A 22943-nucleotide genomic window follows, 5' to 3' on the forward strand; every position below is an offset into this window, starting at 1 on the left:
GACGGCGTGGCGGAGTTGGTTTCCGCTCGAATCGGGGGTGCCACACAGTGCTCAGGCCAGCCATTCGTCCGGCTTGGTGTTGTAATCGATATCGGTCGCGGTAAGGTGTTCGACCTCGGCCCAGTCCACGTCGGTGACGGTCACCTCGTCGCCGTCGTAGCGGATACGCTTGCCGACTTCTTCGGGTTCGGGTTCGCGGTCGCGGCGCTTGGCGACCTCCACGTCGTGGTCGTCGAACTCCTTGACGATGGTCAGGAGGTTCACCGGGCGGCCCCAGAGTTCGAAGGTGCGCTTGAGCACTTCCTTGGCCTGCCCGATGTCGAGCATCACGCCGTTGTACTGGTGGGCCAGCAGCAGTTCGTTCCGGTTCTGGTAGTTGCCGTCCTCGACGACGACGGTGGGCTTCCCGAAGTTAGTGAACTGCAGCATGAGCTTCTTTTTGACGTCCTCGTGGTCCGTCGAAGTCACCCGGTAGTCGCCCGAGGCCTGGGTGTACTCGTAGGTGAAGTAGTCGTTGTCGTCGACGAACTCCTGAGTGAGGAACTCATCGAGGAAGGTCACGTCGTTGTGGCTCTCTCGGATTTCCCGCATCCGCTCCCAGCCGCGGGTGTAGTCCACGTCCGAAAGCGCCTCCGCAACGCTGTCGTAGCGCGAATTGTCGAACATGTAGCGGGCGGTCCGCTCCAGTTCCTCCTGCCCAACCCGGGAGACGAAGCCGCGGTACTGGGGCTTGACCAGCGAGTAGTGGCGCTGGGCCAGCCCCTCGTAGGTCAGCACCTTCCAGGGGTACTGTTCCACGTCGAACTCGCCCTCGCGTGCTGCCGCCAGCCCCTCGCTATCGACGCGGGGGTCCTCGGGGTCGAGGTCGTCGAGGTGACTTGGCACGTCAGTGAGCCACTCGGGCGGCTCCAGGTGGTCCTGGACCATCTCGTAATCGACGCTCTCGTCGAAGTTCCGCCAGGTGATGCCCTCGACGCGGAGCAGGCGCTCGATGACCTCGCGGCGGTTCTCCGTGTTCTCGACGTACTCCCAGATCTCCAGCCCGAGGCTGTAGGGGTTCAGCCCGCCCGACCCCAGCACCTTCGACATGTGGTCGGAGTAGAGGATGAACTCGTCGTCGCCGGCGAACTGCTCGCCGGTCATCATCAGGGATTCCCAGTAGGAGGCCCAGCCCTCGTTCATCACCTTCGTCATCTTCTGGGGGGCGAAGTAGTAGGCCTCGCGGCGGAGCAGCTCCAGCAGTTCTTTCTGCCAGTCCGCCATCTCCATGGCGCGTTCGGCGTCCCCGTCGTACTGCATGCCGTGTTTCCGGAGGAAGCCGAGCACGTCCTTCTCGGGCTCGGCGGGGAACGTGACGTTCTCGTCGTCGTCGCGCTGGGCGTCCAGCCACTCCTCGTCGAACACCTGCCGTTTGACCTCCTCGGAGAGATCGAGGTCATCCAGCTGGTCGGTCACGTCGGCCCCTTCGATGTCCTCGAACTCCTCGGGCACTGTCTCGACGGGGCTGTAGGGGACGTGCTGGTCGATGTTGTCCTCCAGACAGAGGACGTGGTCGATGAACCGCTCGACCTCGGCCCGCTCGATGTCGGGGTCCTGCATGTACTCCTGGATGGTGTCGCCGTGGCGGGCTAACATTCCGGCGGCGTCGGGGCCGCGGCGGCGGTCCTCGCCGGAGGCGTCGGTCGTCGTCCGCGAGGAGCCGTCGGTGAACATGCGGAACCACTCGTTGTTGGCGAAGAAGTCCGCGTGGGCCTCGACGTGGGTGATGACGGCCTTCTGGTCGGCCAGGGTGTTCGACTCCTGGAGGAAGGCGTGAGCAGGGTCGTCGTTGTTGACGATTTCGAAGGCCTTCCCGCCGAGGAACTGGCCCTGTTTTTGCTGGCGGTCGTACTGCATTCCCCACCGCCAGTGGGGGTATCGCTGCTGGAACCCACCGTAGGCGATGAGTTCGTTCATCTCGTCGTAGTCGACGATCCAGTAGTTCACCGGGTACGGCTTCAGGCCGAGCTTTCTGGCGAGATTGCCGGCCTCCTCGACGGGCTCGTCGAGGTCGTCGGCCACGCGCTGTTTCGCGAATCTGTCGTTGTTCATTGGTCCTCCGTGCTGAGTATGTCGTAGATGGCGTCCACCACGTCTTCCGGTGAGGAGACGTACGCGACCGCGACGTTGTCGGCGTCGCGGAAGGAGCGTTCGACCTCCTCGGCGTGGGTGGCGTTGATGGCGTTGCCGCTCGGCTGGGTTTCCACGTACGCGTGGAGGTTCGCCGGAATCTGTTCCATCAGCGGGATGACTTTCTCCTCGGTGTCGTTCGAGGAGTTCTCGCTGTCGCCCGCCGCGAACACGTAGCGGTTCCACTCGCTCCAGGGGTACTCCTCTTCGAGGACCTCCGCGGCGAGTTCGTACGCGCTGGAGATGCGCGTGCCCCCGCCCGAGCGGATGCCGAAGAACTCCTCGCGTTCGACCTCCCAGGCGTCGGCGTCGTGGGCGATGTAGACGAACTCGGCGTTGTCGTACTTACCGGTGAGATACCAATCAAGCGGCGTGAACGTCCGCTCGACGAGTTCGCGTTTCTTCTGGCGCATCGACCCCGACACGTCCCGGATGTTGACGACGACGACGTTTTTCTCCCGCTCTTCGACGATTTCGGGGTAGCGGTAGCGTTCGTCCTCGCGGCGGAATGGAATCTGGTCGACGCCCTCCCGGCGGATGCGCTGGGAGGTCTCGACGCGCTCGACGTTGTCCTCCATCTCCTCGATGGAGTCCCAGACGGCCCGCTCGTCGGCGGGCAGTTCCTCGTAGGCGTCGTCTATCCACGCCTTCGAGACGGGCATGTTCTGCTCGCGGGTCCACTCGTAGACGGTGGCCGGCCCCCAGCCGTCGACTTTCAGCGCCTCGCGGACGTAGTCCTCGTCGAAGTCCATCGCGAGCTTGCGCTTGAGTCCTTTCTTGAACAGTCGCTCGAAGTCCAGCGTCGAGGAGGGGCCGGTCCGGGTGATGTCCGTGAAGTCGCCCTCCTTCTCCTCGATGACCTTCTTGCCCTTGGGTTCGAGGTCGAGCCCGAGTTGCTCATCGAGTTCCTCGGCGAATTCCTCGGGGTCCATCTCGTAGTACTCGTGTTCGCCGCCTTCCTCGCCGGGGTCGCCGTCCTCCCCGTCGTCGCCGTCGCCGGGCTGGGGCTGTGGCTGGCCGACCGGGTCGCCCTCTTCGGCCCCCTCGCCCTGGCCGACGCCGCCCTGATCGCGCTGGTCGTACTCGAACTCCGGCAGGTCGACAATCTTGATCGGGATGCGGACGGAGTCGCCCCGCGACTGGCCGAGGTCGCCGTACTGGATGAACTCGGCGAGGTCCTGACGGCGCTCCTCGCCCACGTCGCGGTACCGTTCGAGGTCGTCTTTCAGTCCCATCTGTAACTCACCTGGCTCATGACGTGCCTGCTCGTCAGTTCGGCCGACGCCTCGGTGTAGTCGAACATCTCGACCATGTTCGAGAGCGTCTTTGTCTTGAGGCGGGCCGTCTCGGTCCCGGACGGCGGGTTGTCCCACTGCCCGGGCTCGAAGTCCTCGTAGGTCCGCTTGATATCGTCCCAGTCGTAGCTCCCGAGGACCGTGTTGATGACCGGAATCTCCTTGGGGTTGACGTCGCCGACGCGGAACTCCTCGTCGCGGCGCTGCCACGCGTGGCGGTTCAGCGCCGTGATTATCTTGTCGGTGCGGAACTGCTCGACGGCGTGGTCGGGCTCGTTGCCGTCGTAGTTCTTCTCGTCGAACCGGCCCAGATGCTCGATCTCGAACACCTTCATCTTCAGTGGGTCCGGGTCGACGAGTTCGCCTCGCTCGTTCTCTATCTGGTCGTCCGATTCCCAGGCGTAGACGTGCTCGATGTACTCCTCGACGGTCGCCTCGTCGACGCGCTTGTCCCGCATCATCGCGTCGAGCACGTCCTGTTCCTGCTGGCTGAAGATGTAATTCTTGACAGTCACAACGCGTTCCTCGTACTCCGTGGCCTCACCGGTCGAGAACACGGGGGCGTCTTCGAGCCCCTCGGCGACGGCGTTGAGCACGTCCCGTGGCATCAGCACGTGCTCGACCGGAAGGTCGGAGTGATGTCGGTCCTGTGGCTCGTGGAGCAGGTCGGCGATGATATCACGGACGTAGGTGACCGGGATGCCGTGGTCGCCGTCCTCGGCGGTAGTCTCCAGGTCGTAGTCGTCGATGTCGACGCGCTCGTCGCCCTCCATCAGGTAGCCGCGGTCGAACAGCAGGGCCTTGTCCACAAGGTCCAGCCCGGTGGGAATCTCGGCGCTGTCGAGCCGCGAGACGACGGCGTACAGCGCGGCGGACTCGACGGTGTGTGGAGCCAGCTCCTTCTCGGTGGCCGAGGCCACCTCGTCTCTGACCGAGATGGTCAGTGGCTCCTGAATCCACGTCTCCAGTTCGTCCCAGGACTCGGGGTCCCAGACCTGCGTCTCGTTGGTCAGCTCACGGCGCAGGAGCTGGGCCTCCAGCGAGAGGTTCGTCAGGTACGTGAACTCGTGCTTGTCCAGCCGGCGTTTCAGCGCCTTCAGCGGGTCCTGGCCCTCGCGGTCGGCGTGCTTGTTCAGTTGGGCTTCGAGGTCCGGGTTCGAGATGATGACCAGCTGGGTGTCCACGTCCATTCCGATGCCTTTGTCGAGTTTGACGTGGCTCTCGTCGGGGACGTTCAGCAGTTTCTGCAGCAAGTCCGCGTGCTGGGCGGCGTCCTCGACGACGGTTAGCAGGCCGTTGCCCTGCGAGAGGACGCCGTCGTAGCTAAAGGCCTGCGGGTTCTTCCGGCCCCGCGAGTCCAGTTCCCGGAGCATGCCGTGCATCCACGAGCCGACGAGCCGCTCCTTGGGCGTGCCCTCGTCCTCGGAGTGGAGGATGCCGATGCCCCGTCCCACGTCCACGACGAAGTTCTTCACCCGGAGGTGGGCGGGCTGGGTGACAGCGGAGAACAGGTCCGTCTCGCCCTGCCGTCGGTACTGCTCTTCGAGGAAGTCGTAGGCCTCCCGCGAGAACGGGTCGAGTTCGCCGTCGACACGGATCGGGATGTGGTCGTTGAGGCGCTCGTTGACCTCGGCGAGCAGATCGGTGCGCACGTCGTCGGGGAACACCGTCAGCGGGTGGGCCTGCACGGGGCTCTCGTACCAGTCGTCCTCGTCCTCGACGGGGGTGTTCCCGTAGGTCATGCTGGTGGCGTCGCTGCCGGCCCCGGCGACGTTCCATTCGACGGTGTAGCGTCGGCCCTCGGGCGTCTTCGAGTACTCCCGGAGGCCGTTGATGAGACAGCGCTTCAGTTCGGACTTGCCAGTCGCCGTCGGCCCCTCCAGCCAGATGATCTTCTCGTCTTTCCCGCGACCCGCGGCGATCGAGCGGAGGTCGTCGACGAAGGCATTCAGCACCTCAGTGTTGCCGAGGATGGCGTGCTCGCCGTCGTTGTACGGGTCGTCGAAGAAGCGGTAGCGCTCCTTCTCGTCGCCTTCCTCGATGACCATCCGGGTCCCCGCGTCCTCGATGGCGTCGAGCAGGTACTTTGAGGCATGCGCCGCGACCTGGGGCGTTTCGAGGACGGTGTCGACGTACTCCGCGAGGCTCATCGGGGCCTCGTAGGCGGCGTCGAGAGACTCGTCCGCGCGGTCGATGTACTCCTGGCCTGTCATTACTCTTCCATCTCGCTTTTGGCGACCTCCGCACCGGCGAACTCGAGCACTTCCTTGGCCCCCTCCTCGGAGTAGCCCTGCTCGATGAGGGCGTCTATCCACTGGTTGCGCTCCTCGTCGTCCATCTCCGAACTGGAGACCAGCGCGGAGAAATTGATGTTGTGCTTCTTGTCCTCCCAGAGCTTTCGTTCCAGCGCCCGGCGCAGGCGGTCGTTGTCCTGTGGGTTGAACGTATCACCCTCGCGGGCGCGCCGGGACACCCAGTTCGACACTTCCTGCCGGAAGTCGTCCTTGCGGTCCTCGGGGAGATTGAGCTTCTCCTCGACGGACCGGAGGAACTGCTCGTCGGGCTCTTGCTCGCGGCCGGTGAGTTCGTCCTCGACGGTCGCGTCGTCGATGTAGGCCATGACGTGGTCCATGTACTTCTCGCCCTGGCGCTGAATCTCGTCCATGTCGTAGGCCAGCGCGTGGCGCACGTCCTCGATGGCCCGCTCCTTGTACTCCTCGCGGACGAGTTCGAGGAAGCGGTAGTACTTGCTGAACGACTCCTCGTCGATGGAGCCGTGGTTTTCGAGGTTGCCTTCGAGGTGGTTGAACGTCGTCAGCGGCGAGAGGAAATCGCGGCTGCGGTGCATCGAGTCCATGATGGCCTCGGCGATCTCGTCGCCGATGAACCGCGGGGAGACGCCGTCCATCCCCTCGCCGATGTCGGCCATCTTCTCGGCCTCCTCGCGGAGTTTCTTCACGTCCACGTCGTCGGCCTCGTCGATTTCGCCGTTGTAGGCTTTCGCCTTCTGGATGAGGTCGATGGACTCGTTGTCCGGCTCTTCGATGCGGGTCAGCACGCCGAACAGGCCCGCCATCTCCAGGGTGTGAGGCTCGACCTGAATATCCGGCAGGTCGGCGTTGCGCAGCATCTTCTGGTAAATCTGGGCCTCGGCCTCGTACTGGAGGACGTAGGGGAAGTCGATGCGCTTGGTCCGGTCATTGAACGCCTCCATCTTCTCGTCGCCCTTCTTGTCCCGGTACTCGGGCATGTTCGTCCGGCCGACGATGACCTGGTCGATGTCGATGCGGGGGTTGTTCTTGGGCTTGATTGTCTGTTCTTGACTCGCATGGAGGAAGTCATAGAGGAACTCCCGCTGGAGTTTCAGTAGCTCCTCCCCCGAGAAGATGCCGCGGTTGGCGTTACAGAACGCCCCGGAGTAATCGAAGGCTCGCGGGTCGCTCTCGCCGTAGATGGCTATCTTCGAGTAGTTGACATCGCCGGTCAGTTCCGTCTCGTCCTGATTTTTCTTGTCCTTGGGCTCGAAGGTCTCGATACCGCGCCGCTGGTTCTCGTCGGCGACGAAGCGGACAACCTCGACGTGGTTTTCGAGGACGGCCTGCAGGTCGTCGTCGTACTCGGCCAGCAGGCGGTCCATGTAGAACTCCGAGGCCGGGTCCAGCGACTGCTCGTTCCGGATGGTGTAGGGCGCATCGAGGTCCTCGTTGATGTCCTCGATGACCTTGTCCCGCTGTGCCTGCGGAAGGAGCACGAGCGGGTCCTGGTTCATCGGCGACCGGACCACGTCGTCGGCCGGGTCCTGGTCGTGAATCACGTCACAGAGGTTCGTCCACCGGAACGTGTACATCCGCCCCTCGTCCCGGCTGGTGTAGTCCTCGAAGTACCGCCGGACCTGCCGGTCGAAGTCGGACTTACCCGACCCGACTGGTCCCAGCAGCAGTTTGATGCGTTTCTCGGGGCCGAGCCCGCGAGCGCCGGATTTGACCTTGTTGACGAACTCGTGGATCGCCTCATGGATGACCCGGCCGTAGAAGGTGTTCTCGCCGTCGTTCAGCGGGTCCTCGCTCGCCAGTTCGTACTCGACCACGCCGGCCTCCTCGTCGTAGGACTTGCCGTAGTAGTCGAACATATCCGCCACGCGCTGGTGGGCGTTGCGGGCGATCTTCGGTTCGTCGTACAACTGTTGCAGATACCAGTCGAACGTGTTCGTCTTCCGGAGGTCCGCCGGTATCGTGTCACGGTACTCCTTGCTCAGCGCTTCAAGTGTCTCTTTGTTCTTGCTCATGCTATCTCAGTAATCCGTCGTGGCTGCAGGCGACTGCCGGCCGTTGCGGGCTGGCCTCTGGGCTGTGTGTCCGCTCGTCGTCGGGGCTGCCCGCTACAGATGTGACCGCATACAGCCGCTGAATACCCCTTCACTGCAGGGTGGCACGTGTACTCTTCCATGGCTGACCTGCCGGGCGGAACACGGGGACTGTTCCGACCTGGTTTGGTAACGGGAAGCAGTGTCGAACTGTTTCCGATACTATTTATCGTACGATTTCTGTTCATATAAGAACTTTGCCCTCTTGTGGGCATACCGCCGATAAATTTCGGTGTGCTGGTCGGCCGAACTCGGGGATGGCAGGCCACACGTATGTTAGCACATCTCATTACTTTTTCGCTGGTTTATATACTGTGTCGGTTGTCAACTGTTCTCTTCGGTGTGTCGGCCATTGTTTAGCGCTGGATTGATGTGAATCTGTTGCCGGATTGATTGGCGGCTGAGAACGTGACACGTAGTAGTGCAACGTGACGCTTTGACGTTCCGCCGCGTCACTGATTGTCGGTATCCAGAGCTGGCGAACTCTGGGACGGACCAGCGGATTCTTGGCGGTCCGCGCTAATTCGACGATATGGACCTGTCGGGCCTTCCTGACGACTGGACGGTATGGAACGAGACCGACGACAAACTCATCCTCGCATATCGTCCGGACGTCTTTGACTCCGAGCAGTTCCCGGCCCCGTGCCTCCCGACCATCTACCTCACGCGCGGGAAGCGGACCCGCCGCCCCGGCGCTGACCGGACCGGGGAGCGCTGGTATGTCACCTTCTATCTGGAACCCGACGTTGAGCGCGACGCCGACTCCTACGAACGCCGCGACGCTGCCGTCGAGGGAGCGGTGGAGCTGGCGACCCAGTTCGCCGACGGCGATCTGGACCACCGCTCGCTGTATCAGGTGCCCCGTGACGCGTATCTGGACAAACTGGACGAACTGACCGGGCGGTCATGATACTTTACCGTGGCGACGTTCTATAGCTCGGTATGACTACTGTCACGCTCGTCGGGACGCGCCTCGCCGAGGCCGGCGAGGAGTTCGTCTACCGCGGCGAAGCCAGCGGCTGTGAGGAATGTCCGTATCGGGATCAATGTCTCAATTTGACGACCGGCAACCGCTACCGGATTACCAACGTCAGACAGAGCGGCCAAACGCTAGACTGTGCGATGCATCAAGACGGTGTTCGAGCCGTTGAGGTCGAGCCCGCACCGATTCGAGCCAACGTTCCGTCGAAGGGTGCGTACGCTGGGAGTAAGGCGTCGCTGCCGGGCCCCTGTCCACACACTGAATGTCCCAGCCATCCCTACTGTGAGCCTGCCGGTGCTGATTTTGATGAGGAGTATCGGATTGACGAGATTATCGGCGACCCGCCGCATGACTACTGTATGCTAGACCGGGATTTGACGCTGGTTGAGTTGGAGGGTAATGGCGATTTTTAATATATCCTATCTTAGTATGCTAACGTTGAAGTAACATTCATAGGATATGCCTACCGGTAAATTATGACCACGCTTTTGATTATTTTCCAGAAAATCTTGCAACCTGGCTCTTGACCATTGAATACCTCTTTAAGATCTCATTTTGAATCATACCAACCTCTGCATCGGTTAGGACCTCCAATTTGACACCGGTATAAGCATATATAACAAAACCTAACGGTGGAATAAAGAGTAGAGAAGCTACGGATGAGTGGATAGCGAGGTCGGCAATATATATGATTATAAAGCTAATAATCCCTGTAGCTGTGATCCTGCTTAATTTTAAATCTAAGAAGGGATTAAATCCAACAACTTTAGCAATGTAACCATGGATCAAGATCATCATACCATAACCGACTGACGTGGAAATAGCCGCTCCATTAATCCCCCATATTGGGATTAATACAAGATTGAGGATAATATTCACTGCAACTGGTATAATAGTTCCAAGAACGATTATACGTAGCTCTCCTTTACCTTGAACAATTGAAAAGACCGGTCGAGCGATTGCAAACCCAAAAGCGCCAGGCAGTAATATAATAAGTGCATTGATCGATTCTGTAAAAGAGTCTCCAAAGTAAATTAATACGAACGGCTCCGCGAGAATTACTATCCCTATTAAGAATAGTAGCGAAATGAGTATATTATACCGAGTGATGTCTGATGAAATATTAGTTATCTGTTTAGTTTTGTCCTTCGACCAGAGCTCCGAAGCAGAGTGTAAGAGAAGTGTCTGTAATGCATTCGGTACAAACCAAAGAAATTCTGCAATTAGAAGACTTGCCCGATAAAACGCTGTTTTTTCGGAATCTAGGAAGTATTGTACCAGAATTATATCAATGTTGTATAATGAGGAAGTCATCGCTATGAAAATTGCACTATATATATTAAATGTCATTAACTCCTTTATTGGTAGCTTAGATCTCAATGATATTTCAGTTAGTGTTAGCTCAACTTTTGGATATAAGTAAAGTAGGCCGACTGCTGAGGCTATAACGGACCCAAAAACCCGTCCAGCTAGAATACCCTCTGCACCGAGTCCAATATAGACTAATCCTATTGAAAAAAGGACAAACACAACACTTCGAATAAATAGGAGAAGTTCGCTGTGAAATTCATCCCCTAGTCCCATGTGTGCGCCACGCAGAATAAAGACACCTTGTTCAGCAAGGAGCAGGATTGCAACTAAGTAAAATAGATTAATCACTGACTGATCAAAGTATTCTGAAAGGTAACCTAGATAAGTGGACAGCGAAAGAAGGATTGCGACTGCAAAGGCCAACACACTCCCAAAGCTGAAATAGAAAACAAGCACATTTTCATGCCAGCTCTGGTCATCTTTTTCCTCAGACAAATATTTTCTAATTCCATCAAAAATACCGGGGGTAGTAAATATTAATAACATTGAAAAAACGGACATCGCGAATGTAAAACCGCCATACTCGGAATTTCCTGCTAACCGAATAACAATGGGAGTCACTAAAACCATTGACAGCATTGTCGACACTTTTCCACCTAATACCGAAATGAAACCCTTAGCTAAGCTAGACATCTCTTCCTATTTTCATCCTGAACTAGTAGACAACTTAGACACGAGCAATCGCGCAAAAAGACAATAAGACGAAACAACTATAATGTCTATCATCCACCTGTTATATAATGATACAACAGAGGAAAAATACACTTTCGATATCATCTTCTTCATCGAGAAAAATGCGCTTTTATGCTTCACAAATATTCTTCAGACCGTCAAATATACTCCAATCGAATGATTTGAATAACTTCGCTGTAGATATTTCATCTGGTAAATAATGCATATTGGCTTCATTTCACCCCGATATCCTCCATCCGTTGTCGGTGGTGGTGAAATAAGTCTCCAATTGCTTGCAGAAAATCTAGCTAAACAAAACTGGGTTGATAGCGTTCAAGTTTTCACTATTGACGGGAACGCAGTAGAACACAGGAACGGAGTCAAAATCTATCGAGTTGCTGAAATAGATAGTGGGATTAAAGAGATCACGAACATAAGGGCTCTCTACAACTTCTCGTCGTATCTTAACGATATCAAACAACTAGATATTTTACATTCGTATAATATGAAACTTCATCCGGTGGCTGGATATCTTTCGAAAAGGTATGACATACCTTCCGTAGCAACGCTAAATTCGTATGAGTATATAACTGAAAAACTCAGTGCCCAATATGACAACCCAATCAAACTTGCATACCGGTATGTGTCTCTATCACTATTGAAAGCTCTGACATTATCATGGCGTGATGACATAGACCAACTTGTTGCACTGAGTGAATCAGTCAAATCAATATATGCCGATAGTGGATTCCCGATGGAAAAAATTGTAGTAATTCCGAATATGATCGATCCTGATATAGCCGCTGAACATTCTACAGAGCACGGAGATGGTACTACTCTTCTTTATGCTGGGGCAATTAAAAAACCGAAAGGCGTAGACTACCTAATCAAGGCATTGACTTTTCTTCCAGAGGACGTATCGCTGCGAGTTGCCGGCACTGGTGATCAATTAGAAGAAATAAAGAAACTGGTTGCAGCACTTAACCTCAAGAACAGAGTGGAATTCACAGGATGGCTGGATCATGATGAAATGCCAGATTTCTACGCTAGTGGAGATATATTTGTCCATCCAAGTGTTTGGCCAGAACCATTCGGACGTACTTTGCTTGAAGCTATGCAGCATAGTCTTCCAGTAGTTGCAACCCGAACGGGTGGTTCGCCTGAGGTTATACCACAAACAGAATTATTATGTCGATCTGAGTCGCCGGCGGCTCTGGCGATCGCGATACAAAACGCCATAATGAACGAAACGAAGTATAGAAAGGAAAATAATGAGTATGTTAACAAATTATATCATCCAAAAAAGGTAATTCCAAAATATAAGTCCCTATACGAGCAGATAATGTAAATATGTCAAGCAAATATAGTTTGGGTTACTATGCTATTCCAATTAATGATGTTGAATATCTGAAACTGGTATTATAGTAGTACCTAACCTGTTTTGACACCGCATAGAACAAGTCCGCCAGTCGTTCCTACTTTGGAGTCTGATCCGCAGTTCTTTGCGAGATACACTGCTCCTGATTTGAAATAGGGGGAGAAACTATTGTGAACCTGCTCGAGACGGTGGGGTATCTGAGTCTCTCCCCTAGTCCAAGAATCCATAGCATTCCTCTCAGCTATGTCTGTCTTGGTCACAGTCCACGATGAACCGCCAAATTTTGGGTCAATATTATTGCCTAATGGTGAAAGTGGACCTCCAATGGCAGTAAGTAGTATGAAAATAATAACAGAAACGAAAATACAACGACGCACTGATGCAAATTGAATATTTATCATGTGAGCAAACAATATGGATGTGAAAATAATCGCAAAAATGCCAGCGAAATAGTACATCCTGAAACCGAGATTATAGTCTAACTGTACTGTGACCACAGCGAATGTGGATCCGCCGATGACCAATGCGAATAAGATCAGAGAATAATAGCGCCTTCGTTCCGCAATAATAGCATATATGCCCCCCAGTCCACCAGCACCAAACACGGCGACCAGCGGGAAGAACTTAGCTAAGGTAACAATATGCGACCCAGAGTCTCCCCCAGCTGAAGTCCCAGTTCCTTGTGCCGATGCACCTGTGGAAGGAATAAATATCTGGGCTACACTGTCGTATGCGGGGATTGAAAACGCCGATAATAATGTAACTGCTGCTGTATGAGAATATGTTGACCAGAGCATCCATACAGGGGTAATCACTAATCCAACTGCAATGGCCGCTCCGATTGCGTTTATATTCCCTGGTAATTGATTCGCGCCTGCATACCAAGAAAAAATATGGATAATGTAAACACTCAAAAGCAATAGCAAAATCACTACCGAATAAAAAAAGTGAAGCATCACTGCTGTTCCAACAATCACAGTTAACAGGGTGTAGTATCGTTTATCATCAACTCTAAGCGATCGGATAAAGAGGAAAACTGCTAGAGCGAACCATGGGAGTGCCATTGATTCGGCTTCCATTAACGTGGCAGTCCGTATGTAGAGTACAAACGGAACAGTGAGTAGCAGAGCGAACACGCTTACGCGAATATCATAGGATCCGGTATAAGCCACAAGAAACAAAATTAGAGGGAAAAGTGAGCCAATAAGAAGCGTGACAAATCGAACGGAATAGACAGGACCTCCAAGAATTTGATTTGAGATCGCCATCTCGATTATGTAGACTGGTGAAGCGGCATACATATCGCTCCCAGCAACGGAGCCGGTGTTGATTACAGAGGAGGTACGGGATAGCCACCTGCCGTGATCCAAACCACTTGAAACTACTGTCAGAAAAGCTGAAGCCCGAAGAAAAAACCCATTGAGCATGCCAATGGCTGCGATTAGAGTATAGTCCACACGTGACTCTGCAAAAAAGACGGCTCCCGAAAGAAGTGAGAGTGAGAATCCTAAGAGAACAAAAATCGGAATTGGCCGTGGGATCGGAAATCCAATAAGAGTGTACCAGGATGCACAGCAAAAAATAGAAAGAAGTGAAATAGTGCAGAGCAGCTTCAGACGCCGGTCTGTCATTATAACTTCATCATTTCGACGGGCCTAAGTTAATTTCCTTTTCAAAATTGCTATATGGTATATTTATTATAAGCGTGTGAGGCCAATGTCCTATTTGTATCCAGAATCAGAGTTATGTATTAGTCTACAGATGGGGATAAAACTATGTTGATTTCAATGCTTCATACAAGCTTTCTGACGCACTTTGCCACGTAAATTCTTTAGAGTACGCCATACCCTCTGTACCGAGTTTATCCGAAAGACAATTATCTCTTAAAAGGCGCAGAATGGCCAAGCTTATCTCTTCAATACTTTTCGGGTTAACCTGAATACACCCTTTCTTCATGATTTCCCCAAGTGAGGTCGTTGTAGATGTAACGGCTGGCGTCCCACAGGCTAGCGCTTCAAGTGGCGGCAATCCAAATCCTTCATACAGTGATGGAAAAACGAATGCGTCTGCTTGTTCGTATGCATACTTAAGTTCAGCTTTTGATACAAAACCGGGCGTAATAATATCTTCAGCTTCACTGATATTCATGTTTTTGAATATACTCTTATTATCTGGGCCAATGATGACTAAGTTGTAATTCTGTTCAATGCTTTGCTGAACCTTCGCGAAAGACTTTATTACCCTCTTAATATTCTTTCGGGGATTTAATGAACCAACAAACAAGATGTAGTTTTCGGATAATTCCGGTAAATATTTGGACTCGCCAGAAAAGAAGAAATCATCAATTCCATTATATACTACTTCAATTTTTGACATGGGTACGCCGAGATGGGTATTAATTTCTTCCGCAGAAAACTCTGATACTGTAATAATCGTATCGACAACTTCTGCGCTACGTGGAACCGCTATTTTCCGATATATCTGATGAGCCCCACTTGACCACCCTTTCATAGCATTGACATCATGCAGGCACATCGCCACCCGAAACGACGTTTCTGTAACAGGCGCGTTACCATTTGGACAATATAATACATCTATATCGTATCTATTGCCTAACTGGGGTAGAACGGTTCTTTCCCACAACAGTCCATATAGTTGTGAGGATGTCGGATATCCAGTGCTTACAATTGTAGTATCTGGAAACATCGAAGAAATTGATTCATGCCCAAATAAAATAACATCTGTATTTCCATGATTTATAAGTCCTTTAGTATGATTTATTGCAGATTGGACAGCGCCTCCTGGTTCGTCAACGCCAAATGTACGAGCGTTTACACCAACCCTCATCGAATCACTCCTTGTAACCCAGCGCACTCAACCGCCGCTCGATTTCTTCGTCTACCTCATCTTCGTCGGCTGCATCCCCGTCACTTTCCAGTTGAACACGTTCGGTAACGTGCGCTTCCAGATCCTCACGGAGTGAGCGGTTGGAACACTCCCCGAACTCAATCGAACCGCTCTCACGATCGCGCTCACAGAAGCAGGACCCTTCCTGTGTCCGAAGCGCGTATCGGCGGATGTGGCTGTGTTCGTCCTCACCACGGGCTTGGAGAAATACCGTACGGCCACCGTCAAATTGGTCTAGCAACGAGACTCGCTCGGAATCAATATCCTGTCCGACGATCTGTTTGAATGTACTCACGATATCTAACGTACTTACCGGTGTCTCTACCGTTCTATCAGTCCCTTCAGGTTCTCGAACGAACAGGGGGACCTTCGTAATCTCATCGTGTAGATACCGTGGGTGCTCGTAATACCTGTGTTCGCCGAATGCATCCCCGTGGTCGGCTGTGACCACCAGTAGCGACTCCGCCAGCAAATCGCGACTTCGGAGTTCCTTCAAGAACTCTCCAATATGCTCGTCGTTATACCGGATTTCAGCGTCGTAGAGATCAATCAACAACTGACGTTCTTCCTCGGAAATCGATTCCGGCTTATCAATAGCACGCTGGTACAGCGACTGGGCATCGCGGCCGGACAGTTTCTTGTCTGCATACAGCGTTGCGTACTCACCCGGTGGCTCATACGGCCCATGGGTGTCCATGTAGTGGTTCCAGAGGAAGAACGGCTCGTCAGAATCCAGCGAATCAATCCACGACAGTGACCGCTCGTTGATCTCTTCGGCCCGAGCATAATGGCGATTTCGTAGTTTGTCAAGTGCGCGTTGGGCCAGGGCGACGAGTTTGTGCTGGCCGAAATGAAAATCATCATCGAACTCATCGAAGCCCTGATCGAAGCCATATGCTCTCGAAACGAACGGATTAGAATGGAATCCTCCGGTCGCGAACCCAGCTTCCGAAAGGTGAGAGGCGATTGTCTCTGTTGCAAGCCGGTAGCTATCGTTGATTGCCACATCGGGGTACTCCCCGGTCAACAGCGCAGGGACCGCCTCGCGTGTGTGTGAACTCGCGCTATAGGCATTTGTGAACCGAATACTCTCCTCAGCAAACTCATCAAGTACAGGTGAAGTCTCACGGTGGTAGCCATAACAGGAGAGGTGGTCCGCCCGGAGTGCGTCCGCAGAAAGCAAAATTATGTTCGGCGGGGAAGCAGTCATGTAGACGACTCTTTCCCCGGACATGATTTTATTCTTCCGAAGCTAGTAATTACTGCACCCTGCATATCAGGTGACCGAATAGTGAAACACGCCATCAGTTCCGCGGGTCGTCAACGAACTCGTACAGGCCGCCTTTGTTTAGTTGTTTGATCCAACCAGCAGTTGTGAGGTTTCTGAGCGCATACTCTACTTGTCCCTTGTCAAGGTCGGAGTGTTCCCGGAGATAGAGTGGATTGACGCGTCCCCATGGGTTGTCGTCGGTGCGCCCCTGTTTGAACAGGGTGAGAATCACTTCCTCCCGGTCATTGGGTTCGTAATTATGGTTCACCATCCGTGTAAGACAACTACATACTATAGGGCAAAATGTTCTGCGATGTCTTCAACAATAAGCTAAGCATTTTATTGCGCAAAATATAAGTGTTCGTTGTTTGTCTGATAGAATAAGAAGCGTGGCCTGCTCCAGAAATGGGGCCGGTGCTGGAACACCGACCGCCGCGCTTCGCCAGGAGAGACGAAGCATGAGATTTACAGAGGGATTAGCACAAGAACCTGTCGTACAGATCGTCTGCCAATTTGGGCCAGCATGCTCAGGAAGAGGATTCTACAGTATAATCGAACCCATTGACGGCATTGCGAACAACGGTGATCGACCGACGGAGGTGGGTCAATAATGTCGGAACGGTTTGAGTGGCTCGATGAACACACAGACGAAATTATAGAGCGGTACGAGTCGGGACAGTCTCTTCGCGAGATTGCTGACGTATTCAACGTTTCTCCCCCGACAATCCAGCGACGGCTTCATGAACACGATACTGAAATGCGGAATGGAGGCCCCAGATATATCCAGCTCGAAGACTGTGCTGGCGAACTCGTCGAACAATATGTAGAACACGACGACGATATACAGACGATTGCTGATCGGTATGAAACGTCAGTTACTGTAATCCAGCACTATTTGGAAAATGCCGATATCCCATGTGCCCCACCGAGCCCACAACGGACCGATGTCAGATACACTCCTGCACAAATATCGATTATTCAGGGAGAACTCTTGGGCGATGGCTGTCTACATCGGCAAGAACCCGGTAATTGCTTCTTCCAACTTTCGACAACAACGCGGGCCCACGCAGAACGGCTTATAGAGATGCTTCCCGACCGACTGTTCCCTGATGCGCAACCGAACGTTTACACCCGTTCGAATACACTCGGTGAAGGAGCGTACACCTCTTGGACAATCAGTTCGCGTCCACAGCCAGCTTTTGAACGTATGTATGAGAGCTGGTATGAAGAGCGCACAGGCAATAATTCTAAAACTGTCCCTGAAAATTTCACTTTGAATCGAACGGCACTCCTCCATTGGTACTGGGGAGATGGGAACTGTTCGATTCGTGACAGGGGTGCACCACGAGTCAGTTTTGCAACCCATGGATTCACAGAAAGCGGTGTCGCCTTGCTTAAGTCAGAAGTCGATCGGCTTGGGTACGACAACTACACTGTCACACAGGAAGGAGTCGACGACGGTTCAGGTCAATATATCAGACTCAGGGATTACGATGCACGAAAATTCCTCGAGGATTTAAGACGAGTAAATCATCTACCTCAGTATGACTACAAATTCCCAGTGCCCGAGCCTGAAACCTGATTCGGCCTGATCTGGGCCTGTCTATTTCTCTCCACTGAAACGTAGTATTCAAGATGGTCCTATGGGAAGTGATATTCACATAGTGATGGACATCTGTTTTGTAAGTAATGTGATTTATCCGTTCATCACCGGGGGTGCTGAAAAGCGAATCCACGAAATTGGCACCCGCCTCGCCGACGAAGGTCACAACATCACCATCTACGGCCGTCACTTCTGGGACGGCCCAACAGAGATCACCCACGAGGGAATGACCCTCCGTGCAGTCGCCCCAGAAGCAGAACTCTACGAAGATGACCGCCGATCCATCAGTGAAGCCATTGACTTTGCGGCGCGTGCACTCCCCCCACTCCGTCGCCGTCTCAACGACAATGAACACGACCTTGTGATCGCTAGTGTCTTCCCATATTTTCCAGTCCTCTCTACGAAGCTTGCTAGTCTCGGGACTAGCACGCCAGTCGTCACGACCTGGCATGAGGTCTGGGGCGATTACTGGGAGGAGTACCTCGGATCGCTCGCTCCGGGTGGTAAATTCATCGAACAACTCACTGCCAAGACGCCCCAGCATCCGATTGCAGTTTCAGGCATCACTGCGGACAACCTAGCTACGATCGGCCCGAGCCGCAAGCACATCAAGGTCGTGCCCAACGGGCTTGACACCGAGCAGGTCCAGACTGCTCCTCGGCCTGACACTGGCTACGATATCATCTTTGCTGGCCGGCTTATCGAGCACAAGAACGTCGACATCCTGCTAGAGGCCTTCGACGCCGTCGCCGACGACCATGATGTCACGCTAGGGATCATCGGCGACGGCCCGGAGCGTGAGCGACTTGATGCCAAACGCCAATCACTGACCCACGGAGACCGTGTTTCGATGCTGGGTTTTCTTGATGAGTATGAGAATGTCCTCGGCCACATGCGCGCTGCGGATGTCTTTGCGTCTCCGTCAACGAGAGAGGGATTCGGCATTACGTTTGTCGAAGCGATGTCCGCTGACTGCACCGTAATTGCTGCTGATCACCCGGATTCAGCTGCAGACGAAGTCATCGACGACGCGGGCTTTCTCATTGATCCCACCGTTGACTCTCTCACAGAAACACTCGATGATGCTTTAGACGGAGAGCGTCCTTCGAAAGATCCAGTCAAACGCGCACAGCAATACGACTGGGACGCAGTAGCCGATCAGGTCGAAACCGTGTATCAACGAGCTATTGACGGGTCGTGGTAGTCTGGGCTAAGAGTTATCGAAAGTCCGCTTTGTCTCTCGTCTGCCGTTTTAATATCGAATGCGAACTCACACACCCCACCGTGTCGAGTGTTCTTTGAGATAACTGGCAACGGATGTCTGTGTAAATACACAGGGTCAGTGAGTCTTGAAGCCAGAACAGAGACACACCGGATTCCGAGTTAACTATGTCAGCCTCTATTGTTGCCTTCAGACGTGACCCAACCCACTGTTTCGAGTGTTCCAGCCATCTTGATCCGAACTTTAGTGACATAGACACCCCATCATGTCGAATGTTTTGCCCACAGTCAGCACTCAATACGCTACTCTGTACAGAACTCTGTAAAAAACACCCACAGAAAATCTTAAAGACACACACCCGATTCCGAGTTAGTGAGCTTGAGCCACAATCTAGCCACTCAGTTGGACCCCACTACGTTGAATGTACCATCAATCGCCTCCTGAACCCAGAGACACACACCCGATTCCGAGTTAGTCACCGATCAGTATCCACTTGGGCAGAACCGGGGTTCATTTTAAACACGACATTCGGATCCCAGAGAAGCCGATGTTCCTTGTATGTCCCCTTCCCCATACCGCCGTGTTCCTGATTCGACTCCGTTATTTCAAGAAACGCGAGTTCGTTGAGTAGTCCACGAATCGTATCTGTGGTTAGTGTATCGGTTGCTTCAGCTTTACAGACTTCCTCGTACACATCATAAATCACTGTTGTCCGGAACCAGTCATCGCTATTTGTCGTTCCGTCTGTAAGGTTCGCAAGTGCATAGAGAACGTACTTGCTATGCGGTGGCAGGCCTGAAATGAGTTCTTTGAGTCGTTCAACTTCAGCCTGTTCTTGGGCTAATTCGAGGTGTGACTCTTTGACTGTTCCAATATTGTTGGTCTTCGCGTAATCACCTGCATGCCGGAGCAGCCGAATCGCTTTTCGAGCGTCTCCATGGCGTTGTGCAGCGAGTGCCGCTGTTTTCGGGATCACTCCAGACGTCAAGACATCTTCTTGAAAAGCATCTTTCCGGTTTTCGAGGATTTGCCGTAGCTGCTCTCCGCCGTACGGATCAAATATCATCTCGTTGTGGCCGAGGCTACTTTTGACCCGTTCGGTCATTTGTTCCCGGAAATTCACCTTGTTTGAGATCGAGATAATTCCAATTGGGACATCTACCTTCCCCGCTTCGCGGGCCCGTGACAGTATCATGAGAATATCATCGTCGCTCAGCCGGTCGACTTCATCCAGCGTAATTAATGCAGCATCGTATTCGGTACCAAGGATTTGCCACAGTCGGTTGTAGTACTCATTGGTAGAAATACCACGCGTTGGGACTGTGACCCCAGAAGTCGGTCGATTAATCTTATCAGCAATTGTCTGGACTGTATCGGCTTCGCCTCTTGACTGGGCACAGTCCACTGTCACCGTTGCTAGTCGACGGTCACGCCGCTGGGCTTCCCTCCGTGCTCGTTCCATTACATGATTAGCAACGAGTGACTTCCCAGAGCCTGTCTTTCCATAGAGGATCACTGAGTTCGGTGGTGATCCTGTGACGGCTGGCCCAATCTCGTTTGCTAATTCCGTAATATGTTCATCCCGGCCAACAATCCGGTTTTCATCTGGAACGTGGTCAATATTCAACAGCTCTCGATTCGCGAAGATTTCACCCTTCCCGTCCCCATCCACTTCTTCAAAGAGCTCATCCCCAGCATCAAGATCTCCATCTTCGCTCTGCTCCATACATATTTTATTTTCAGGTAACATATATACTCTTTGGACCTAATTCCGAGTTAGTTAGAGGTCAGGAGCCGATAAAAGCCGCTGCAGAAGCATAGCCGAGCTAACTTTGAATTGGGTCGTGACACACCAAGTTCCGAGTTAATGGTTGCTGGAGTTTCCGACTAGATCGCACGCTGAACCCACTTGACTTTTCGAGTGGCCTGTGTCCTGAAGAGGTTCGAATTCGCGATAGTGTACTGAACTCTTACCGTGCAGACACCCAATTCGGAGTTAGCTTAATTACCAATAGTAATATATATGAGCAAGTCACAAACTCAGATGAGTTCGGACACACCTGCTTCCGAGTTAGTATTGATAAATTTCCAACTAGTGTCTAAAGTCATTAGAGTTGATCTGCGTTTGATTTCCCTCTAACACATGAATTTGAGAACTGAACTAACTCGGAAGCAGGTGTGTGTCCCAGGGGCCAATGGCTGTACTGGATGTTCCCATCTGATCTGGTTCCAGCCATTCGATAGAGATATTTGCTACCAGAGCACTCTTGTGCCGATAACGATCAGCGGTCAGTACACTCGGTACCTGGTGTGTGCCTGCGAGAGCCGCTCGCGGACTAGTGTAAAACGGCAGTCGGGTCGCATATTCGATTCAACCCGCGACTTCGCGGCTTTTGTCTCGGTCCGATTTGCGTCCCGAAACCCGCTTACTTATCGCTCATCAGAAATATCATGTAGGTCCCGAGTTTTCACTCGGTGCGGGGTGTGTCTGAGACGAGAATCTATCGGCCAAACAATGACAGCCAGTCAGTACACTCGGTGTCAGGTGTCTCTGGGACAAGCTTTCCACCAGTCAGGCAGGGACCAGCACACCTGTATCAACGGCACACCCACCCCAAAGCGCCACCCACGGCAGCAGCCGCGCAGTCCATATGAGAGCTCACGAAGGAAGGGATACGACAATCCGGGCACGAACGATTCGAACGCAGTGCGACGTCATTCATCACCGGGCGGTGACAGGTACACTCTTGACCCGGTGGATGCAATGGACTGACTCGTACACGGAGACGCTTGACGGCTTATCGGTTAGGTGTTAATAAGTGGAAAGCGTAACACTAAGTATGCACCAGCGGTGGTCAGACTTCGCACCAGAACTCGAATCCGGTGAATCGGACCGCGTCAACGACGTTATTGACGACATTAGCGACATGAGTCTCAGCGAACGGTGCGAACTCTTCAACGGCTGCTTCGACGAGGTAGTCCAACTGTATGAGGCGGCCGACGATGGATACGTCCGGCAGTCAGTTGTCCGTGTCGCAGACCAACTCGTACCTGGACTTCCGATCGTAACGGCACTCGACAATGACGACCGATCTATCGCTATCGACGAAGCAACTTTCCAGGACCAGACAGATGCACTGTGTGGCTTCCTAATAGAGGCGCTCACGGACGACGATGGCCGTGTCAGACAAGCGGCCAAGCGTGGCTTGAAAGACGTGTTTCGAACCTACGACGCGCTTGACGATGAGGAGACACTGGAAGCGCTTGTCATCGAGCTGGACGAGATGGCAGGGGAAACATCGGGGACGCAGGCGAAGCACCTCCGTGAAGCGAAAGAAGACGCCAAATTCTCGCTTCAGTCGGGCGTCGCGCGTCTTGTCGAGGGATTCGAAGAAGAGTTCGGCGATTCGCTTCAGAAGGACACGTAACTCCTCAGTTCCATTCCTGAGCCCAGAGACACACTTGACACCCAGTTAGACGCTCAGATGTCTACAAAGATAGCTGCTGTAGCATAGCCCTGCCTCACGAAGTTGAGAACTGAACTAACTCCGAATCGGGTGCGTGTCTCACCGGTCAATGGATATCTCTGGTGCTATCGAGCTAGTTCCAGCCATCACCCAGTCAAACCATTGAGCGCGTTCGAGCGGGTCCCCCAGTGAGCGTCCAGTGTTGAGAAACCGCTACTGGCAGTGCGAATAGCTTCACCGAAGC

General features: G+C 53.4%; 16 protein-coding genes. 6 read left to right on the forward strand and 10 right to left on the reverse strand.

From position 1 onward, the window contains the following. Positions 1–51 precede the first annotated feature (51 nt). From D3D01_RS10910 to D3D01_RS10925, 4 genes are read right to left on the reverse strand one after another with little or no spacing between them, the layout of a single operon-like run. Complete coding sequence (locus D3D01_RS10910) at positions 52–2091, reverse strand: SpoVR family protein (RefSeq protein WP_121512207.1); 2040 nt, start codon at positions 2089–2091, stop codon at positions 52–54. Continuing rightward, a complete protein-coding gene (locus D3D01_RS10915) occupies positions 2088–3404 on the reverse strand; it encodes a YeaH/YhbH family protein (protein ID WP_101350190.1) in 1317 nt (438 codons plus the stop codon). Before D3D01_RS10915 ends, D3D01_RS10910 begins: the two co-directional genes overlap by 4 nt. Continuing rightward, positions 3395–5677, reverse strand: a complete 2283-nt coding sequence (locus D3D01_RS10920; protein WP_121512208.1) for a PrkA family serine protein kinase — start codon at positions 5675–5677, stop codon at positions 3395–3397. Before D3D01_RS10920 ends, D3D01_RS10915 begins: the two co-directional genes overlap by 10 nt. Continuing rightward, positions 5677–7749 (reverse strand): PrkA family serine protein kinase, encoded by a 2073-nt coding sequence (locus tag D3D01_RS10925; RefSeq protein WP_121512209.1) that lies wholly within the window; start codon positions 7747–7749, stop codon positions 5677–5679. The genes D3D01_RS10920 and D3D01_RS10925 overlap by 1 nt, the downstream gene beginning before the upstream one ends. Positions 7750–8359: 610 nt before the next feature. Here D3D01_RS10925 and D3D01_RS10930 point away from each other — a divergent pair. Then, positions 8360–8737 (forward strand): DUF5820 family protein, encoded by a 378-nt coding sequence (locus D3D01_RS10930; RefSeq protein ID WP_121512210.1) that lies wholly within the window; start codon positions 8360–8362, stop codon positions 8735–8737. 32 nt (positions 8738–8769) lie between these two features. After that, a complete protein-coding gene (locus D3D01_RS10935) occupies positions 8770–9222 on the forward strand; it encodes a UPF0179 family protein (RefSeq protein ID WP_121512211.1) in 453 nt (150 codons plus the stop codon). Between the two features lie 79 nt (positions 9223–9301). Here the strand turns inward: D3D01_RS10935 and D3D01_RS10940 are convergent, their stop codons facing one another. Then, positions 9302–10813 (reverse strand): flippase, encoded by a 1512-nt coding sequence (locus D3D01_RS10940; RefSeq protein WP_121512212.1) that lies wholly within the window; start codon positions 10811–10813, stop codon positions 9302–9304. Positions 10814–11072: 259 nt separating this feature from the next. Here D3D01_RS10940 and D3D01_RS10945 point away from each other — a divergent pair, with 259 nt between their 5' ends. Continuing rightward, a complete protein-coding gene (locus tag D3D01_RS10945; protein WP_121512213.1) occupies positions 11073–12200 on the forward strand; it encodes a glycosyltransferase family 4 protein in 1128 nt (375 codons plus the stop codon). A gap of 83 nt (positions 12201–12283) precedes the next feature. Here the strand turns inward: D3D01_RS10945 and D3D01_RS10950 are convergent, their stop codons facing one another. The 4 genes from D3D01_RS10950 to D3D01_RS10965 form a co-directional block, all read right to left on the reverse strand. Next, on the reverse strand, positions 12284–13861 hold the full coding sequence (locus D3D01_RS10950; protein ID WP_121512214.1) for a hypothetical protein: 1578 nt from the start codon (positions 13859–13861) through the stop codon (positions 12284–12286). Between the two features lie 142 nt (positions 13862–14003). Continuing rightward, entirely contained in the window at positions 14004–15077 is a 1074-nt protein-coding gene (locus tag D3D01_RS10955; protein ID WP_121512215.1) for a glycosyltransferase family 1 protein, read from the reverse strand. Positions 15078–15081: 4 nt separating this feature from the next. Next, positions 15082–16347, reverse strand: coding sequence for a sulfatase (locus tag D3D01_RS10960; RefSeq protein ID WP_121512310.1), 1266 nt, complete (start codon positions 16345–16347; stop codon positions 15082–15084). 94 nt (positions 16348–16441) lie between these two features. Further along, on the reverse strand, positions 16442–16678 hold the full coding sequence (locus D3D01_RS10965; RefSeq protein WP_121512216.1) for a MarR family transcriptional regulator: 237 nt from the start codon (positions 16676–16678) through the stop codon (positions 16442–16444). Between the two features lie 339 nt (positions 16679–17017). Between D3D01_RS10965 and D3D01_RS10970 the strand changes: the two genes are divergently transcribed. Together D3D01_RS10970 and D3D01_RS10975 are read left to right on the forward strand one after the other, a co-directional pair. Then, positions 17018–17989, forward strand: coding sequence for a helix-turn-helix domain-containing protein (locus tag D3D01_RS10970; RefSeq protein ID WP_121512217.1), 972 nt, complete (start codon positions 17018–17020; stop codon positions 17987–17989). Between the two features lie 85 nt (positions 17990–18074). After that, complete coding sequence (locus tag D3D01_RS10975) at positions 18075–19214, forward strand: glycosyltransferase family 4 protein (RefSeq protein WP_121512311.1); 1140 nt, start codon at positions 18075–18077, stop codon at positions 19212–19214. Positions 19215–19707: 493 nt separating this feature from the next. Here the strand turns inward: D3D01_RS10975 and D3D01_RS10980 are convergent, their stop codons facing one another. Further along, on the reverse strand, positions 19708–20958 hold the full coding sequence (locus tag D3D01_RS10980; RefSeq protein WP_199725389.1) for an orc1/cdc6 family replication initiation protein: 1251 nt from the start codon (positions 20956–20958) through the stop codon (positions 19708–19710). Between the two features lie 1114 nt (positions 20959–22072). Between D3D01_RS10980 and D3D01_RS10985 the strand changes: the two genes are divergently transcribed. Beyond that, positions 22073–22660, forward strand: a complete 588-nt coding sequence (locus D3D01_RS10985; protein WP_121512218.1) for a hypothetical protein — start codon at positions 22073–22075, stop codon at positions 22658–22660. Positions 22661–22943 lie beyond the last annotated feature (283 nt).

Origin of the sequence: Haloarcula sp. Atlit-7R, from assembly GCF_003666065.1 — an archaeon.
Lineage (GTDB): Archaea > Halobacteriota > Halobacteria > Halobacteriales > Haloarculaceae > Haloarcula > Haloarcula taiwanensis.

Bases quoted from the DNA above. Each gene is read 5' to 3' on its own strand.
- D3D01_RS10910 (WP_121512207.1), bottom strand. From the start codon at position 2,091: ATGAACAACGACAGATTCGCGAAACAGCGCGTGGCCGACGACCTCGAC.
- D3D01_RS10915 (WP_101350190.1), bottom strand. From the start codon at position 3,404: ATGGGACTGAAAGACGACCTCGAACGGTACCGCGACGTGGGCGAGGAG.
- D3D01_RS10920 (WP_121512208.1), bottom strand. From the start codon at position 5,677: ATGACAGGCCAGGAGTACATCGACCGCGCGGACGAGTCTCTCGACGCC.
- D3D01_RS10925 (WP_121512209.1), bottom strand. From the start codon at position 7,749: ATGAGCAAGAACAAAGAGACACTTGAAGCGCTGAGCAAGGAGTACCGT.
- D3D01_RS10930 (WP_121512210.1), top strand. From the start codon at position 8,360: ATGGACCTGTCGGGCCTTCCTGACGACTGGACGGTATGGAACGAGACC.
- D3D01_RS10935 (WP_121512211.1), top strand. From the start codon at position 8,770: ATGACTACTGTCACGCTCGTCGGGACGCGCCTCGCCGAGGCCGGCGAG.
- D3D01_RS10940 (WP_121512212.1), bottom strand. From the start codon at position 10,813: ATGTCTAGCTTAGCTAAGGGTTTCATTTCGGTATTAGGTGGAAAAGTG.
- D3D01_RS10945 (WP_121512213.1), top strand. From the start codon at position 11,073: ATGCATATTGGCTTCATTTCACCCCGATATCCTCCATCCGTTGTCGGT.
- D3D01_RS10950 (WP_121512214.1), bottom strand. From the start codon at position 13,861: ATGACAGACCGGCGTCTGAAGCTGCTCTGCACTATTTCACTTCTTTCT.
- D3D01_RS10955 (WP_121512215.1), bottom strand. From the start codon at position 15,077: ATGAGGGTTGGTGTAAACGCTCGTACATTTGGCGTTGACGAACCAGGA.
- D3D01_RS10960 (WP_121512310.1), bottom strand. From the start codon at position 16,347: ATGACTGCTTCCCCGCCGAACATAATTTTGCTTTCTGCGGACGCACTC.
- D3D01_RS10965 (WP_121512216.1), bottom strand. From the start codon at position 16,678: ATGGTGAACCATAATTACGAACCCAATGACCGGGAGGAAGTGATTCTC.
- D3D01_RS10970 (WP_121512217.1), top strand. From the start codon at position 17,018: ATGTCGGAACGGTTTGAGTGGCTCGATGAACACACAGACGAAATTATA.
- D3D01_RS10975 (WP_121512311.1), top strand. From the start codon at position 18,075: ATGGACATCTGTTTTGTAAGTAATGTGATTTATCCGTTCATCACCGGG.
- D3D01_RS10980 (WP_199725389.1), bottom strand. From the start codon at position 20,958: ATGGAGCAGAGCGAAGATGGAGATCTTGATGCTGGGGATGAGCTCTTT.
- D3D01_RS10985 (WP_121512218.1), top strand. From the start codon at position 22,073: ATGCACCAGCGGTGGTCAGACTTCGCACCAGAACTCGAATCCGGTGAA.